Source organism: Nonomuraea rhodomycinica, assembly GCF_013363995.1.
In the GTDB taxonomy this organism is placed as follows: Bacteria; Actinomycetota; Actinomycetes; order Streptosporangiales; family Streptosporangiaceae; genus Nonomuraea; species Nonomuraea rhodomycinica.
This window is the reverse complement of sequence record NZ_JABWGO010000002.1, coordinates 234884-251462: the sequence shown is the minus strand read 5'-3', so window position 1 is coordinate 251462 and position 16579 is coordinate 234884. Positions and strand designations below refer to the sequence as shown.

At 73.2% G+C, this 16579-nt stretch carries 17 protein-coding genes; 5 read left to right on the top strand and 12 right to left on the bottom strand.

The genetic code is table 11. The features are described from left to right. Window positions 1-2 precede the first annotated feature (2 nt). Window positions 3-1304 (bottom strand): MFS transporter, encoded by a 1302-nt coding sequence (locus HT134_RS12285; protein WP_312888091.1) that lies wholly within the window; start codon window positions 1302-1304, stop codon window positions 3-5. Between the two features lie 109 nt (window positions 1305-1413). On the opposite strand from HT134_RS12285, the gene HT134_RS12280 reads away from it, so the two are divergent. From HT134_RS12280 to HT134_RS12265, 4 genes are read left to right on the top strand one after another with little or no spacing between them, the layout of a single operon-like run. Then, a complete protein-coding gene (locus HT134_RS12280; protein ID WP_175600491.1) occupies window positions 1414-2394 on the top strand; it encodes an Lrp/AsnC family transcriptional regulator in 981 nt (326 codons plus the stop codon). After that, complete coding sequence (locus tag HT134_RS12275) at window positions 2391-3719, top strand: M20/M25/M40 family metallo-hydrolase (RefSeq protein ID WP_175600490.1); 1329 nt, start codon at window positions 2391-2393, stop codon at window positions 3717-3719. Before HT134_RS12280 ends, HT134_RS12275 begins: the two co-directional genes overlap by 4 nt. A gap of 1 nt (window position 3720) precedes the next feature. Further along, a complete protein-coding gene (locus HT134_RS12270) occupies window positions 3721-4524 on the top strand; it encodes a purine-nucleoside phosphorylase (protein WP_175600489.1) in 804 nt (267 codons plus the stop codon). Beyond that, on the top strand, window positions 4521-6173 hold the full coding sequence (locus tag HT134_RS12265) for a phospho-sugar mutase (protein ID WP_175600488.1): 1653 nt from the start codon (window positions 4521-4523) through the stop codon (window positions 6171-6173). Before HT134_RS12270 ends, HT134_RS12265 begins: the two co-directional genes overlap by 4 nt. Before the next feature lie 153 nt (window positions 6174-6326). Here the strand turns inward: HT134_RS12265 and HT134_RS12260 are convergent, their stop codons facing one another. The 11 genes from HT134_RS12260 to HT134_RS12210 form a co-directional block, all read right to left on the bottom strand. After that, the gene (locus tag HT134_RS12260; RefSeq protein WP_175600487.1) at window positions 6327-7166 is read right to left on the bottom strand and encodes an NAD(P)H-binding protein; all 840 of its coding nucleotides are present in this window, start codon (window positions 7164-7166) and stop codon (window positions 6327-6329) included. 22 nt (window positions 7167-7188) lie between these two features. Further along, a complete protein-coding gene (locus HT134_RS12255; protein WP_175600486.1) occupies window positions 7189-8112 on the bottom strand; it encodes an RNA polymerase sigma-70 factor in 924 nt (307 codons plus the stop codon). Further along, entirely contained in the window at window positions 8109-9020 is a 912-nt protein-coding gene (locus tag HT134_RS12250) for an NAD-dependent epimerase/dehydratase family protein (RefSeq protein ID WP_175600485.1), read from the bottom strand. The genes HT134_RS12255 and HT134_RS12250 overlap by 4 nt, the downstream gene beginning before the upstream one ends. Window positions 9021-9326: 306 nt before the next feature. Next, complete coding sequence (locus tag HT134_RS12245; RefSeq protein ID WP_175600484.1) at window positions 9327-9830, bottom strand: GyrI-like domain-containing protein; 504 nt, start codon at window positions 9828-9830, stop codon at window positions 9327-9329. Window positions 9831-9844: 14 nt separating this feature from the next. Then, window positions 9845-10852, bottom strand: a complete 1008-nt coding sequence (locus HT134_RS12240) for an RNA polymerase subunit sigma-70 (protein ID WP_175600483.1) — start codon at window positions 10850-10852, stop codon at window positions 9845-9847. Beyond that, complete coding sequence (locus HT134_RS12235) at window positions 10801-11631, bottom strand: MerR family transcriptional regulator (protein WP_175600482.1); 831 nt, start codon at window positions 11629-11631, stop codon at window positions 10801-10803. The genes HT134_RS12240 and HT134_RS12235 overlap by 52 nt, the downstream gene beginning before the upstream one ends. A gap of 81 nt (window positions 11632-11712) precedes the next feature. Then, complete coding sequence (locus tag HT134_RS12230; protein WP_175600481.1) at window positions 11713-12324, bottom strand: hypothetical protein; 612 nt, start codon at window positions 12322-12324, stop codon at window positions 11713-11715. Next, entirely contained in the window at window positions 12321-13394 is a 1074-nt protein-coding gene (locus tag HT134_RS12225; RefSeq protein ID WP_175600480.1) for an adenosine deaminase, read from the bottom strand. The genes HT134_RS12230 and HT134_RS12225 overlap by 4 nt, the downstream gene beginning before the upstream one ends. A 59-nt stretch (window positions 13395-13453) precedes the next feature. Further along, a complete protein-coding gene (locus HT134_RS12220) occupies window positions 13454-13804 on the bottom strand; it encodes a cupin domain-containing protein (protein ID WP_175600479.1) in 351 nt (116 codons plus the stop codon). 4 nt (window positions 13805-13808) lie between these two features. Continuing rightward, on the bottom strand, window positions 13809-14504 hold the full coding sequence (locus HT134_RS12215) for an AMIN-like domain-containing (lipo)protein (RefSeq protein ID WP_175600478.1): 696 nt from the start codon (window positions 14502-14504) through the stop codon (window positions 13809-13811). Window positions 14505-14673: 169 nt separating this feature from the next. Beyond that, window positions 14674-16083: an MFS transporter gene (locus HT134_RS12210; RefSeq protein WP_246364370.1), complete on the bottom strand. Its 1410-nt coding sequence runs from the start codon at window positions 16081-16083 to the stop codon at window positions 14674-14676. Window positions 16084-16170: 87 nt separating this feature from the next. On the opposite strand from HT134_RS12210, the gene HT134_RS12205 reads away from it, so the two are divergent. Continuing rightward, a complete protein-coding gene (locus HT134_RS12205) occupies window positions 16171-16554 on the top strand; it encodes a MarR family winged helix-turn-helix transcriptional regulator (RefSeq protein ID WP_175600477.1) in 384 nt (127 codons plus the stop codon). Window positions 16555-16579: the final 25 nt, after the last annotated feature.

The window sequence follows — 16579 nt, the reverse complement described above, 5'->3', positions numbered from 1 at the left end:
GCCTAGCTCAGCGGCTGGTCCTTGGTCTCCTTCAGCGCGAACGCGTAGACGCAGGTGGAGATCAGCGCCAGCGCCGAGACGTACCACGGGAACAGGTGCATGTTGCCGGCCTCCTGCAGCGCGGTGCCGATCAGCGGCGCCGTGCCGCCGAAGATCGCCACAGTCAGCGAGTACGGGAAGCCCGCGCCCGCCGCGCGCACCCGGGTCGGGAACAGCTCGGAGTTGACCGCGGCCGAGATCGAGGTGAAGCAGCCGAGGAAGACCATGCCGAGGCACTGGACGAACAGCAGGCTGGCGAAGGAGTTCGACAGCATGCCGAGCAGCGGCACCGGCAGGATCAGGAAGCCCAGACCGAAGACGATGAGCATCGGCTTGCGGCCGATCCGGTCCGACAGCATGCCGAGCAGCGGCTGCAGGACCATGAAGAACAGCAGCGAGATGGTCCCGACCGTGAGCGCGTCGGCCTTGTCGAACTTCACCGTGAGCTGGGCGTAGGTCGGCAGGAACGTCGTCCAGGTGTAGTAGGACACGGTGCCGGCGACCGTGATGCCGACGATGAGCGCGGCCTTGGTCGGGTAGCGCACGAGGAACTCGAACAGGGCCGGCCGCTCGGCCTTGCCCTCGCGGATCTCCTCGGCGACCGTGCTGGTCTCCTCGGCGCCCTTGCGGATCCACAGGCCGACGAGGCTGATGACGGCGCCGACCACGAACGGGATGCGCCAGCCGTACGAGCTCATGTCGGCCTCGCTGAGGCTCTTGGCGAGGATCGCGGCCAGGCCGGAGGCGAGGAGCTGGCCGATCGTGGTGCTGACGTACTGGAAGCTGGAGAACAGGCCGCGACGCCCCGGCGGGGCCGACTCCACGAGGAACGTGGTGGCGGCGGCGAACTCGCCGCCGACCGACAGGCCCTGGATGAGCCGCGCGAGCGTCAGCACGATCGGCGCGAGCACCCCGGCGGCGGCGTACGTCGGCGTGACCGCGAGCAGCAGCGACCCGCCGCCCATCAGGATGATGGTGAACGTCATGGCCGCCTTGCGGCCGAACCGGTCGGCGAAGGCGCCCACGAGCAGCCCGCCCAGGGGCCGCATGAAGAAGCCGACGGCGAAGACGGCGAACCCGCTGAGCAGCGGGACGAGGCTGTTGTCGGTCTCGGGGAAGATCTGCTTGGAGAAGTAGATCGCCAGGAAGCTGTAGGTGTACCAGTCGAACCACTCGACGACGTTCCCGACGCTGGCCGCCATGAGCTGGCGGACGCGACTGCGGGGGATGCCGACGGTGGACGGCGCAACGGGGGAGGTCGCCACGGGGGCTCCTTTGCTGAAAGGTGCGGTATGGCCTACTGTGCAAGTGGACGACCGAAACAGTCAAATATCACGGCACATATTTACAAACCCGACATAGAAACGGCTCTCAGTGGACGTTCTGGACCGCCGGCTGGTCGCCGCCCTCCAGGTCAGCCCGCGCGCGGCGTGGGGTGAGATCGGAAGGGCGGTCGGCGAACACGAGCGCACGGTCGCCCGCCGGTTGCAGCGCCTGGTCGCCGAGGGGGCGGTGCGCGTCACCGCGATCTACGACGACCTCCGCTCCGGTCACGGACGCCCCGTCCACCTGCACGTCCAGGTCCGGCCCGGCACCGCCGCCGCGGTCGCCAAGGCCCTGTCCGACCGGCCCGACACCCGCTCGGTCTACGCCCTGACCGGCGTCGCCGACATCGGCTGCGAGCTGGTGTCCCCCTCGCGCGAGGCGCTGCACGACATCATCACCGCGCAGGTGCCCGCGATCGACGGGGTCCTGCAGACACAGACCCAGGTCGTGCTGCACACGTTCCGGACCGTGGCCGAATGGCACGCGCCGTACCTGACCGAGCAGGAGGTGGCGGAGCTGCGCCCGGCCGAGGCCGCCGGCCCGCTGCCCGACGAGGACGGCATGTCGCCGCTGGAGCAGGAGATCGCCGAACTGCTCGTCGCCGACGGCCGCATCGCCTTCACCGCCATCGCCGAGCGGCTCGACGTCTCCGTGCCCACCGCCCGGCGGCGCGTCACCTCGCTCCTCGAACGCCGGGTGCTGCTGCTGCGGGCCGAGGTCGAGCCCGCCCTGCTCGGCCTGGAGGTGGAGGCCCAGCTCTGGCTCAAGGTGCGCCCGGACGGGCTCGACACGGTCGGCCGCACCCTGGCCGCCCATCCCCACGTGCGTTACTGCGCCGCCACGGCGGGCACCCACTCCCTCATCGTGCAGGTCGCGGTGGCCCACGAGGCCGCCCTGTACCGCCTGCTCACCGAGGTCGTCGGCGACCTGCACGAGGTCACCGGCACCGACGTCACCCTGATCACCCGCGCCTACAAGCGCGGCCATCTCCGCAAGTCCGGCCTTCTCACCCTGGAAAGGACACCATGACTTCCGCCGAGACCCCTGCCACGACCCCCGCCGAGAACGAGGTCGCCGAGCTCTGCACCGAGCTGATCAGCGTCGACAGCAGCAACTACGGCGACGGCAGCGGTCCGGGCGAGCGCGCGGCCGCCGAGGTCGTCATGGCCCGGCTCGCCGAGGTCGGCATCGAGGCCACCTACATCGAGAGCGCGCCCGGCCGCGGCAACGTGGTCACCCGCGTGGAGGGCACCGACCCGTCGCTGCCGGCGCTGCTCGTCCACGGCCACCTCGACGTGGTGCCCGCCAACGCGGCCGACTGGTCCGTGGACCCCTTCGCCGGCGAGATCCGCGACGGCTACATCTGGGGCCGCGGCGCCGTCGACATGAAGGACATGGACGCGATGATGCTCGCCGTCCTGCGCCAGCTCACCCGCGACGGCCGCCGGCCGCGCCGTGACCTCGTCTTCGCCTGGGTCGCCGACGAGGAGGCGGGCGGCGTGTACGGGGCCAAGCACCTGACCAAGCACCACCCCGAGCTGTTCGAGGGCGTCACCGAGTCGATCAGCGAGGTCGGCGGCTACTCCCTGGAGGTGGACCCGTCGCTGCGGCTCTACCTCATCGAGACCGCGCAGAAGGGCCTGGCCTGGATGCGCCTCATCGCCGACGGCACCGCCGGGCACGGCTCCATGCTCAACTCCGACAACGCCGTCACCGAGATCGCCAAGGCCGTCGCCCGGATCGGCGCCCACGAGTGGCCCATCACCCTCACGCCGACGGTCCGCACGTTCCTCACCGAGGTCGCCGCCGCGTTCGGCATCCCCTTCGACGAGAACGACCCGGCGCCGGTCCTGGACAAGATCGGGCCGCTGGTCCGGTTCGTCGGCGCCACCCTGAGCCACACCACCAACCCCACCCAGCTCGACGCCGGCTACAAGTCCAACGTGATCCCCGGCCGGGCGAGCGCCGTCGTGGACGGCCGGTTCCTGCCCGGGCACGAGGACGAGTTCTTCAAGACCGTGGACGAGCTGCTCGGGCCGAACGTGCGCCGCGAGTTCGTCCACCACGACATCGCGCTGGAGACCTCGTTCGACGGCGCCCTGGTCGAGTCGATGATCGCCGCGCTCAAGGCGGAGGACCCGACGGCGCGGGCGGTCCCGTACTGCATGTCGGGCGGCACCGACAACAAGACCTTCTTCGCCGACCTCGGCGTGCGCGGCTTCGGCTTCGTGCCGCTGCGGCTGCCCGGGGACATGGACTTCGCGTCGATGTTCCACGGCGTGGACGAGCGGGTGCCGGTCGAGGCGCTCCAGTTCGGCGTGCGGGTGCTCGACAGGCTCCTCCTAAACTACTGAGGTGACCAACGACCCGTACAAACTGGCCGGTGAGGCCGCCGCGGCGCTGAAGGCCGCGACCGGCCTCGACACCTTCGACGTCGCCCTCGTGATGGGCTCCGGCTGGGTCCCGGCCGCTGACGCGCTCGGGGAGGTCGTGACCGAGATCCCGCTCACCGACCTTCCCGGCTTCGCGGCCCCCGCCGTCGCCGGGCACGGCGGCAAGCTCCGCGTCGTCCGCACCGGCGGCGGCCGGCACGCGCTCGTCCTGCTCGGCCGCAGCCACCTCTACGAGGGCCGGGGCGTCGACGCGGTGGTCCACGGCGTGCGCACCGTCGCCGCCGCCGGGGTCCGCACGCTCGTCCTGACCAACGCCGCCGGCGGCCTGCGCCCCGAGACGCAGCGGGTCGGCGACCCGGTGCTGATCAGCGACCACATCAACATGACCGGCGCCAACCCGATCACCGGCACCACGTTCATCGACCTGTCCGAGGTCTACTCCAAGCGGCTGCGGGCGCTCGTCCACGAGGTCGACCCCTCTATCGCGGAGGGCGTCTACGTCGCCTTCCGCGGGCCCACCTACGAGACGCCGGCCGAGATCCGCATGCTGCGCACGCTCGGCGGCGACCTCATCGGCATGTCCACGGTGCTGGAGGCCGTCGCCGCCCGCGAGGCCGGGCTGGAGGTGCTCGGCGTCTCGCTGGTCACCAACCCCGGGGCGGGCCTGTCGGACCAGCCGCTCGACCACACCGAGGTCCTGGAGGTCGGCCGCGCCACGGCCGCCCGCATGGGCATCCTCCTGGCCAAGGTCATCGAGCGCGTATGACCGGCGACACGTCCGCCACGGACCTGGTCGAGGCCGCCCGCGCCTGGCTGGCCCAGGACCCCGACCCGGAGACCCGGGCCGAGCTCACGGCGATCCTCGACGCGGGCGACACCGAGGCGCTGCTCGACCGGTTCGGGAGCCGGCTGGAGTTCGGCACGGCCGGGCTGCGCGGCGAGCTGGGCGCCGGACCCAACCGCATGAACCGGGTCACCGTCATGCGCGCCGCCGCCGGCCTGGCCGCGGTGCTCGGCCCCGGCAGGCACGTGGTCATCGGCTACGACGCCCGGCGCAACTCCGACGTGTTCGCCCGCGACACGGCCGCCGTGCTGACCGGCGCCGGGCTGCACGCCTCGATCCTGCCGTGCCCGCTGCCCACGCCGGTGCTCGCGTTCGCCGTGCTCCACCTGGAGGCCGACGCCGGCGTCATGGTCACGGCCAGCCACAACCCGCCCCGCGACAACGGCTACAAGGTCTACTGGGGCGACGGCTCCCAGATCACGCCCCCGATCGACGGCCGCATCTCGGCCGCGATCGACGCCGTGGGCCGCGTCGACGAGCTGCCGCTCGGCGCTCCCGGCACGCTGACCGAGCTGAGCGAGGACCTCGTCGACGACTACATCGACGCCGTCACCACGCTGCCGCTGGGCGACGCCCGCGACCTGCGAGTGGCGTACACGCCGCTGCACGGCGTCGGCGGCGCCACGCTGACCGACGCGTTCCTGCGGGCGGGCTTCCCGAGCCCGATGGGGGTCGAGGAGCAGCGCGACCCCGACCCCGCCTTCCCGACGGTGGCCTTCCCCAACCCCGAGGAACCCGGGGCCATGGACCTCGCCGCCGCGCTGGCCGCCCGCACGGGGGCCGACCTCGTGCTGGCCAACGACCCCGACGCCGACCGGTGCGCGGTGGGCGTGCCGCTGCCCGGCGGGCAGGTGCGCATGCTGACGGGCGACGAGGTGGGCGGGCTGCTCGCCGAGCACGTGATCACCCACACCACGGGCGACCGCATGGTGGCCACCACGATCGTCTCCTCCACCCTGCTCGGCAAGATCGCCCGCGCCCACGGCGTCCGCTACGGCGAGACGCTGACCGGGTTCAAGTGGATCATCAAGGCGGGTCCGGGCCTGGTGTTCGGCTACGAGGAGGCCATCGGCTACAGCGTCGGGTCCGACGCCGGGCTGCCGGTGCGCGACAAGGACGGCATCGGCGCCGCCCTCACGGTCGCGGCCATCGCCGCCGCCGCCAAGCGCGACGGCCGCACGCTGCTCGACCTGCTGGACGACCAGGCGCGCCGTTACGGCCTGCACGCCACCTCGCAGCTCTCGGTCCGGGTCGAGGACCTGTCGCTGATCGCGGACGCCATGGCCCGCCTGCGGGCGACTCCCCCGGCCGGGCTGGGCGGCCGCACGGTGGAACGGGCCGACGACCTGAGCCGCGGCGACGGCGGCCTGCCGCCGACCGACGGCCTGCGCTACACGCTGTCGGGCGGCGCCCGCGTCGTGGTCCGGCCCTCGGGCACGGAGCCCAAGCTCAAGTGCTACCTGGAGGTGGTGGTCCCGGTCACGGACGACGTGCCGGCGGCCCGCGCCGAGGCCGCCCGCGCCCTCGACGCCCTCAGGGCCGACCTGACGAAGGCCCTCGACCTGCACTGACACCACTGGGTTCGCGCCGGGCGGCCCGACGTCCCTGAATCCGCCGGGGGCCGTCACTCGGGGGCGGCCGTCACGCCCGACCGGATGTCCCGCCCACCGGAGGCCCCGGACGCGCTCTCCGAGGCGCGGCCGGGGCGGCCGGGGCGGGCGGCGTCAGGCCGGTGTCGCGCCGAACGCCGCCGCGCGGTGGGCCACCCACTGGGCGTAGGTGAACGCCGGCCGCCCGGTGACCTCCTCGACCGTCGGCACCACCTCCTCCGGCGCGCCGATTCTCGCGGCGAACCCGTCGATGAGCTCGTCGATCACCGGTGCGGGCGTCCCGTGGCGCAGCATCCGCTCCCGGAACTCCTCCGGCGGCTGCTCCTCGAACCGCAGCGGCCGGCCGATCGTCTCCGCGATGATCCGCACCCGTTCGACCTGGGTCAGCGCCTCGGGTCCGGTCAGCAGGAACGCCTCACCGGTACGCCGGTCGAGAAGGGCGCGTACGGCGACCGCGGCGATGTCGCGCGGATCGACGGGCGCCAGGGCGGACGCGCCGTGCACTCCGCGGACGACCCCGTCGCCGCGGATCTGGGGCGCCCAGGCGAGGTCGTTGGTCATGAACGCGCCGGGGCGCACGAACGTCCACGGCAGCCCGGACGCCTCGACGTCCCGTTCCAGCCGCAGGTGCCGCTCCCCGACCCACCCCGGCGTGGCGAACGTGACGGTCTGCGACGACAGCAGCACGACGTGCCGCAGGCCGGCGTCCCGTGCCGCGTCGAGGAACCCGCCGACCCCGGTGAGGACCGGGAACAGGAACGCCCGCTCGACGCCGGACAGCGCCTTCGTCAGCGTCTCCGGCCGGGTCAGGTCGCCGGGCAGCACCTCGACGCCGCCGGGGAAGGAATGGGCGGCGGGGTCGCGGCTGATGACGCGCACCCTCTCGCCCGCGTCGAGCAGCCGGCCGACGACCTCGGCGCCGACGTTCCCGGTGGCGCCGGTCACGAGAATCATGGTGAGGATCTCCTGTCGTCCGTCAGGTCGTGGGCCGGCGGGCCTGGTTGGCCTCGCGGACGACCGCCCAGGCGTCCGCCACCGGCCCCAGGTGCCGCAGCTTGTCCGGGTTGATCACCGCGCGGATCGTCTGGACCTGCCCGTCCAGGACGTCGAGCAGCAGGGTGTTGACGATCCTGCCGTCCCGGTCGCGGAAGATCGCGCCCGGCTGGCCGTTCATCTCGTGCGGCTCCACCGTGCCGCCGATCCGCAGGAACGGCGCGATGATCGAGGCCAGCGTCCGGGCCACGTTGTCGGCGCCGAAGACGCCCTTGCCCCACAGCGGGGCCTTGCCACCGCTGTCGCCGACCATCCGCACGTCGGCGGCGAGCAGCTCCCGCAGCCCGGCGACGTCCCCCTCCCGGAAGGCGTCGAAGAACCGTCCGGCGAGTTCCTCCCGCTCCCGGCGATCCGCCTCGAACCGGGCGCGTCCGGCGTCCATGTGGCGGCGTGCCCGCACCGCGAGCTGGCGGCACGCCGCCTCCGAGCGGCCCACCGCCGAGGCGACCTCGGCGAAGCCGAACCCGAACACCTCCCGCAGCACGAAGACCGCCCGCTCCAGCGGGCTGAGCCGCTCCAGCAGCAGCAGGGCCGCCATCGACACCGAGTCGGCCAGCTCCGCCGACCGCTCCGGGTCCTCGTACGGGTCGGCCAGCAGCGGCTCGGGGAACCACTGCCCGGCGTACTCCTCCCGCCGCACGCGCGCCGAGCGCAGCACGTCGATCGCGATCCGCGACACCGTGGCCGACAGGTACGCCTTGACCGAGGCGGGCCGGGTCGGGGAGGAGGCGTACCGCAGCCAGGTCTCCTGCACCGCGTCCTCGGCCTCGCTCACGCTGCCGAGAAGCCGGTAGGCGATCGAGAACAGCAGCGGCCGCAGCTCCTGGAACTCCTGCGCCCTGCTCATGCCAGCTCCTCCTCGAACCCCTGCCGCCACGACGGGTGGCGCGGCTCCCAGCCGAGCTCCCGCTTGGCCTTGGCGTTGGAGAACGCGCGCCCCTCGGTCATCATCGCGACCGCCGCCCCGCCCGCCAGCGGCCGGGCCAGCCAGACGGGAATGCGCATGGGCGGCTTCGCCCCGGCGCACGCCGCCAGGTGGGGCAGCCACTCGCGCGCCGGGGCCGGGTCGTCGTCCACGATGTTGAACACGCCCCTGGCCCGCAGCTCCACGGCGAGCACGGTGGCGTCCGCCGCGTCGTCCAGGTGGACCCAGGAGCTGTGGCCGCCGCCGTCGCCGATCACCGGGTACTGGCGCTTGCGCACCAGCTCGACCTGGTCGTCGGTGGCGCCCGGGCCGTAGAACGCGCCGTAGCGCAGGACCGCGCCGCCGGCCTTGACCACCACGTCCTCCAGGTGCCGGATCGCCTGAGCGCCCTGGCCGGTGCTGGTCGGGTCCAGCGGGTCCTCCTCGGTCTTGACCCATCCGCCCTTGCGGATGCCGTTCCACGAGGCGTAGCTCTGCGCGACGACGTGCGACACCCCGGTCGCCTCGGCGGCGGCCAGCAGGTGGTCCGTCCCCTCGGTGCGCAGCCGGTTGGTGACGGCGAACCAGCGGTCGAAGTGCTTGATATCAGGCTTGCCGGAAATAGCCGTCATCTGGTGCACGATCACATCCGGCCGGGCGTGGGCCACGGCCTCACCGACCGAGCGCGCGTCCAGCCCGTCCATCACGACCGCCTCGGCGCCCCACTGCTCCAGCAGGCCCAGCTTGGCCGTGCTCGTCGTGGTCGCCGTCACCTCGTGGCCGCGCTCCACGAGCCGCGGCACCAGCCGCCGCCCCAACACCCCGGCCCCGCCGGCCACGAACACCCGCATGACCATCACCTTCCCGACGCACGTGTCCTGTCTCCGCCACCCGAGACGAGACAGCCCGCCCGCCTGTGACATGGCGGACGTCTTCCATGCCACAGAACTCGCCGTACTGCGCGGGGCGGCCGACGACAGGCCGGGGCGGCGGGTGGGTGACGGGCGACGACAACGGGCTTCGGGCGGTCGGCGGTGGGGCGGTGTGGCGGTGTGGCCGGCGGGTTGCGGGCGGCAGGCGGGTCATGGGCGGCGGGTGATCGCCTGGTGACGGCCCTGGTGACAGCCGTGGCCACGGGTGGGGCGCCCTGGTTGCGGTCAGGCGAGGCGGAACTCCAGCCTGATGTCCCAGTTCGCCGGGTCGGGCTCGACGCGCGGGTCGGTCTCGTAGAGCTCCAGGCGGCAGCCCCAGCGCTCGGCGCCGTCGCGCTCCGTGAGGTCCCACGTCAGGCCCTCCTTGTCCGCCCAGCCCAGCAGGTCGCCGATGACGCCGGCCAGACGGTCGGGGTGCCCGTGGTGGGTGACCGTGGCGTAGCGCCCGGCCGGGAGCGCGGCGGCGAAGAAGCCGGCCTCCTCCGCCAGGGTCCCGTCCAGGGGCCGGGGGACCGGCACTCCCGCCTCCACCTCCAGGCGGTCGGCGGCCGTCTCGATCACCCGGTACCTGAGGAAGGGGGCGCCGGCCAGGGCGACGCCCTGCCGTCCCAGCCAGGCGATCAGCTCGGGGATGCGGTCGGCGACCTCGCCGAAGGTCGTCATGGTGATGGTCCTGAGCACGCCGACGTAGGGGCGGTCGGGATGTTCGACGATGCGGGGCATGGTCATGGTTCCTCCTTCTCTCACCCCCTGGTACGGAGCCGGGGCGCCGAACTCATCGGCAGACCGAACATCGGGAACAGCCGGTCCCCGAGATACGTGGTCTGGCCCGTGACCAGCCCGCCGGACGTCTCGAACAGCACCAGCGCGAACGGCCGCCCCTCCCGGTACTGGCCGAAGGCCGCGGCGCCGTTCGCCCGCCCGGCGGGCACCAGCCGGGACCCCGCGCAGGGTGCCCCGGCCGCCCGCAGGACCGCGCCGATGACGTCCCGGCCGCGCAGCCACCAGGTGTAGGGCGGCATCGCCATCGTGGCGTCCGCGTGCAGCAGCGCGACCAGGGTCTCGACGTCGTACCGCTCGAAGGCGTCCACGTACCGGCCGAGCAGCTCCTCGTCCACCTCCTCGTACGGCGGCTCCGGCGCGGCCGGGAGGGCGGCCCTGGCGCGCTGGAGGGCGCTGTTGACCGCGGCGACGCTCACGCCGAGCAGGCCGGCGACCTCGGCGGCGCTCCAGCGCAGCACCTCGCGCAGGATGAGCACGGCCCGCTGGCGCGCCGGCAGCCGCTGCAGGGCCGCCACGAACGCCAGCCGCACCGACTCCCTGACCACCGCCAGCTCGGCCGGGTCGGCAGGCGGCAGGCGGCCGTCGGGCAGCGGCAGGACCCAGCGCTCCTCGGGCAGCGGCGCGCCCAGTGCCGCGCCGGGGGTGGCGGCCGGGGCCAGGTCCATGGCGCGGGCCCGCCGCTGGGGGCCGCGCAGCATGTCCAGGCAGACGTTCGTGGCGATGGCGAACAGCCAGGACCGGACGGAGGCGCGGCCCGGGTCGTAGCGGTCGAGGCCGCGCCACGCCTTGACCAGGGTCTCCTGCACCGCGTCCTCGGCCTCGAACCCGGAGCCGAGCATGCGGTAGCAGTAGCCGGTCAGCTCGGCGCGGTGCCGTTCGAGCTCCGCGAGCCCGTGACCGCCGAGATCGCCGGGGTCTACGGAGCCGTGCCGGGCCGGGCCACCTCGATCTGGAGCTCTGTCACCCACGCGTCCTCCTCCTCCGGGCAGTGCAGGTACACCTCCCTGCCGAGCGAGAGCGAACGGTACCCGTTCTCCTCGATCCAGTGCGCCAGCGCCTGGAACGTCGACCCCACCCCGTCCATGGACCCGTGGTGGAGGAGCGTCGCCGCTGTCTCGATGGCCGGCAGCGTGACGACCCGCAGCCCCCCGCCGGCGGGCGGCTCGGCGGAGAGCGGGAACGCGGCGTGCACCCGCACCGGCCCGTCGCCCTCCGGCAGGTAGTACGCGACGGACGGACCGGCCGGCGTCACTCCCGCCGCGTCCAGCCGCGCGCACAGCTCGCCGAAGAGCGGCCCGATGACCGGGCTGATGCTCTCCGGCTCGTAGCTCGGGGCGAGCGCGCTCAGCTCGGCCACCCTCATCGGCGCCACCTTCTTGACCACCACGTCCGCGGTTCCCATGCCGCCCTCTCTCTCGATCGCGCGGAGCCTCGCCTCGACGCCGCGCAGCCGGGCCAGGTCGGCGCTGATGCGCGCCTCCAGCTCGGCGCGGCGCAGCCGCACCATGCCGTGCAGTTCCTCGGTGCTCACCTCGTCGTCGACGATCGCCCTGACCTGCTCCAGGGTGAAGCCGAGGTCCTTGAGCGCGACGACGCGGTTGAGCCGGGAGAGCTGGTCCGCCCGGTAGGAGCGGTAGCCGGTGACGGGGTCCACGTGCGCGGGGCGTAGCAGGCCGATGGCGTCGTAGTGGCGCAGCATGCGCACCGACACGAGCCCGAGCCTGGCGAAGTCTCCGATGCCGAACATGACCGCTCCAGGTGTAGGACCTCACACGGTGTCAGGGTCAACCGGGCTCCGGAGCCGCCGCACGGACGGCGACGACGGGCGTCAGCTCGCGGCGAAGGCGACGACCACCATCACCACGGCGAGCGCGATCGCCGCGAACGAGTCGTACGCCCACGACACCCGCGCCGGACCCGCCTCCTTGCCGCGGTGCCGGGCCGTCTCGGCGCGCTCGGTGATCTGCTCCCCCACCCAGTCGGCGTGGGTCTTGCCCGCCAGCGCGTCGGCCGCGTTCTGCTCGCCCCTGGTCAGCGTGGGCTCGGTGCGGAAGCGGCCCCGCTGCGGCGGCGCGGCGCCCCGGCGCCGCGCCCTTGCCCGCTCGCGGGCGCTGCTGACCGGCGTCCACAGCCGCAGCAGCTCGCCCGCGCCGTGGCGGACGTTGATGGAGTGGGAGACGGTGACCTCCTCGACCGACGCCCACGGCACGGCGGTCGTGCGCAGGGGGTTGCGGCCGATCAGCGCGTCCTCGGTGAAGCGCGTGACCGGCCTGAGCGCGACCACGTACACGAGCGCGGTCAGGACGGCCAGCACGGCCAGCGCCACGAGCGCCGGCTTGCCGTTGTAGCGCGCGATCAGGTCGAAGACGTTGAGCGCGGTGAACGCCACCCACACCCATCCGAGGACGAACGCGAACCGCGACCGGTAGGACTGTTTCACGGCTGCCACTTCAGCCGCGCGTAGCCCGGCTTGATGACGCCGTTGATCAGCGCCAGCCGCTCGTCGAACGGCAGGAACGCCGACTTCATCGCGTTGACCGTGAACCACTGCAGGTCGTCCCAGCCGTAGCCGAACGCCTCGACCAGTTTGGCGAACTCCTCCGACACGCTGGTCGAGCTCATCAGCCGGTTGTCGGTGTTGACCGTGACCCGGAAGTACAGGCGGCGCAGCAGCCCGATGGGGTGCTCGGCGATCGAGCGGGCGGCGCCGGTCTGCAGGTTGGAGGTGGGGCACATCTCCAGCGGGATGCGCTTGTCGCGCACGTACGCGGCCAGGCGGCCGAGCTTGGCGGTGCCGTCCTCGGCCACGGAGATGTCGTCGATGATGCGCACGCCGTGCCCCAGCCGGTCGGCGCCGCACCACTGGATGGCCTGCCAGATCGAGGGCAGCCCGAACGCCTCGCCGGCGTGGATGGTGAAGTGGGCGTTCTCCCGCTGGAGGTACTCGAAGGCGTCGAGGTGGCGGGTGGGCGGGTAGCCGGCCTCGGCGCCGGCGATGTCGAAGCCGACCACGCCGACGTCGCGGTAGCGCACGGCCAGCTCGGCGATCTCCATCGAGCGGGCGGCGTGGCGCATCGCGGTCAGCAGCGTGCCGACCCGGATGCCGCGCCCCTCCGACCCCTGGCGGAAGCCGTCCAGGACGGCCTCGACCACCTGGTCGAGGGTGAGGCCGGCGGTCGTGTGCTGCTCGGGCGCGAAGCGGACCTCGGCGTAGACGACGCCGTCGGCGGCGAGGTCCTCGGCGCACTCGGCGGCCACCCGGACCAGCGCCTCGCGGGTCTGCATGACGCCCACCGTGTGGTCGAACGTCGTGAGGTAGCGCTCCAGCGACCCGGAGTCGGACGCCTCCTCGAACCACTGCCGCAGCTCGCCGGGGTCGGTCGTGGGCAGGCCGCCGTAACCCGCCTCACGGGCCAGCTCCACGATCGTCTCGGCGCGCAGGCCGCCGTCGAGGTGGTCGTGGAGCAGCACCTTGGGCGCCCGGCGGATCTCGTCAAGCGTGGGGCTCATCAGGCCATGATATGTGGCCTCTCCCCCGCCTCAGGGAACGCGTACGACACGCCCGCCCGTCACTCGCGGCCGGCGGTCTCGGGGCTGAAGGCGGGCAGGCAGACCGCGACGTACTCCGCGCCCTCCGGCCCGGCGCTGTAGCGGATCTTCTCCCCCGGCTCGGACACGACGCTCTGGCCCGCCGACACCTCGGTGACGCCCCCGGCGTGCTCGACGAGGACCGTGCCGCGCAGCACCACGGTGTACTCGGTGAACGACGGCGTCTGCGCGGGCTCCTCCCAGCCGGGCGGCGCGACCATGTGCGCGATGGAGATCGCCTCGTCACCGCTGTTGACCCGGCCGATGTGCTCGTCGATGAGCTTGCCGCCGGGAACCGGGATCCGCGTGGGTCCTTCGATCCTTCTCACCACCGTGTCAGTGTGCCACGTCGATGACCAGCCGGTCGGGCCGGGTGTATTCGCGGACCCGGAACGGCGTCCTGGAGCCGGCGACGATCCCGGCGCTCACCCGGCCCTCGAAGTCGCCCGCCCGGAGGATCCGGCTGACGTTGCCGAGCGGCTGGGTGAGCGGGGTGCCGGTCCAGGTCGGGGTGCCGTCGTCGGTGTGCGCCTGGGCGGGGGTGAGCAGGACGTACAGGCAGGGGTGCCCGCGCAGGTCGAGCGGCTTGCCGGAGCCGTCCTGCTCCAGCTCGTCCACCCAGCGGACGGTGTAGCCGGGCATGCCGCCCTTGAGGTCCACGACGACGCGGTCGAAGCCCTCGTGGCGGCCGGCGCGCACCCCGGTCACGACGGCGGGCTCGCCGCGGTCGCGCTCGACCCGGACCGGCGCGGTGCTGGTCGGGAGGGGCGTGGGGGCGAGCTCGTCGGGGCGGGCGCTTCCGGTGGCCGCGGGCGTGCCGGACGCGGAGGGGGCGGGGGTGGCCGGGCCGGAGGCGGTGTCCTCGCCGGGCCGTACGGGGGCGGTCGGCTCCGGGGAGATGGTGGCGGTCGCGGTGCCGCCCGAGCCGGCCCCGCAGGCCGCCAGGGGCGCCACGGCGGCCAGGACGGCGAGCCCGGTGAGATGGCGTAGCCGCGCCGCCGGGCGTGCCGGGGCCGGGGATGACGTGCTCATACCGGGGAGATGCCCGGCCGAGGCCGCCGCGAAGCCCGACCGGCGCGGTCCGTGATGCCGGAGGGCTAGGTCGTCGCGGGTGCCCGCACATGGCGAAGGGCCCCGCCGCGGTCGCGGGGCCCTTCGCGCGTGGATCGCGCCTTCCGGCCGGACGTACGCCGGTACGGGGTCAGACGGTCTCGTACGCCTTGACCTCGGGCTCCTCCGCCAGGGCGGGCTTGGCGGGACGCAGCCCGAAGGCCGAGATCCCGAGCCCCACGACCGCGAGGATCAGCGACACCACGATCGCCGAGCGCAGCGCGCCGACGGACAGGCCGCCCGCCGGGCCGGAGGTGAGGACCGCGGTGACCACGGCCAGCACGATCGCGCCGCCGACCTGGCCGGAGGTGTTGAGCAGGCCGGAGGCCAGGCCCTGCTCGTCGTCGTCCACGCCGTTGGTGGCCTGGATGTTCAGCGACGGGAACGACAGCGCGAACGCCACGCCGAGCAGGAGCATGCCCGGGATGACCAGGCCGCCCAGGCTGGGCCGCTCGTCGATGCCGAGGAACATCGCGTAACCGCCGGCCAGCGCGGCGGCGCCGATGACGATGAGCTTGCCGGTGCCGAACCGGTCGGCGAAGTCGCCCATCTTCGTGGACGTCACCGCGACCAGCAGGCCGGCGGGCAGGAAGGCGAGGGCCGTGCCGAGGGCGGACCAGCCGAGCAGGTTCTGGAAGTACTGCATGGCGACGAACTGGAAGGCCACGTACGAGCCCATGAGGATGAGCAGGCCGAGGTTGGCGCGGACGAGCGAGCCGGAGCGCAGGATGCCGAGCCGCACCAGCGGGTGGCGCATCCGCAGTTCGGCGAGGACGAACAGGCCGAGCAGCGCGGCGCTGGCCACCAGGGAGCCGATGGTGCGCACCGAGCCCCAGCCGGCCTCGGGCGCCTGCACGACGGTGTAGACCAGCAGCAGCATCGAGGCGGTGATCAGCACGGCGCCCAGCAGGTCGTGGCCGCCCTCGGCGCGGTCCTCGGCGACCCGGGGCAGCACCTTCAGCGCGGCGACGAGCGCGATGATGGCGATCGGCACGGGCATCAGCAGGGTCCACCGCCAGCCGATCTCGGTGAGCAGACCGGAGATCACCAGGCCGAGCGAGTAGCCGCTGGCGCCACAGGCGGTGAAGATGCTCAACGCCCTGTTGCGCTCCGGGCCCTCGGGGAACGTGGTCGTGATGATCGACAAGGCGGCCGGGGCGGTGAAGGCGGCGGCCACACCCTTGACGAAACGGGCGGCGATCAGCAGCGTCCCGTCGTCCACGATGCCGCCGAGCAGCGAGGCGACGGCGAAGACGCCCAGAGCGACCAGGAACACCCTGCGCCGCCCGAGCAGGTCGGCGGTCCGGCCGCCGAGAAGGAGCAGACCGCCGTAACCGAGCACGTAGCCACTGACGACCCACTGCAGGGACGACGTGGTCAACCCCAGATCGTGCTGGATGGAAGGCAACGCCACACCGACCATCGACACGTCAAGGGCGTCAAGGAAGATCACAGCACAGAGCACGGCGAGCGCGCCCCAACGAGATGAGGAAGACGACATGGGTCCGTACATTACATGCATCCGCATCTAATGCAAACGCATTTAATTCCGTTGCATGGGATTTCGCGGAGTGGTAACCTCCGCGTCATGGACGAGGCGTTCGTCGTTGTGTGGCACGACGTCCTGGCCAAGCACGCCAGGACCATGTGCATGCTGGAGCGTGAGCTGGGCGACAAGCACGGGCTCGGCGCCAGCGAGTTCGAGGTGCTCGACCGGCTCGCCGGCCACGAGCGCAAGCTGCGGCTCCAGGAGCTGTGCGACGAGGTCCACCTCAGCCAGAGCGCGCTGTCCCGCGTGGTCGCCCGGCTGGAGAAGGCCGGGCTCGTCGTGCGCGGCGCCTGCGACGTCGACCGGCGCGGCGTGTTCGTGTGCCTGACCGACGACGGGCGCGCCCGCCACACGGCGGCGCTGCCGACCCACCGCGCGGTCCTCGCCGAGGTCTTCGCCGACGCGCCCGTCCCCGTCGCCTGACCCTCAGGGGCCCGACACGACGGAG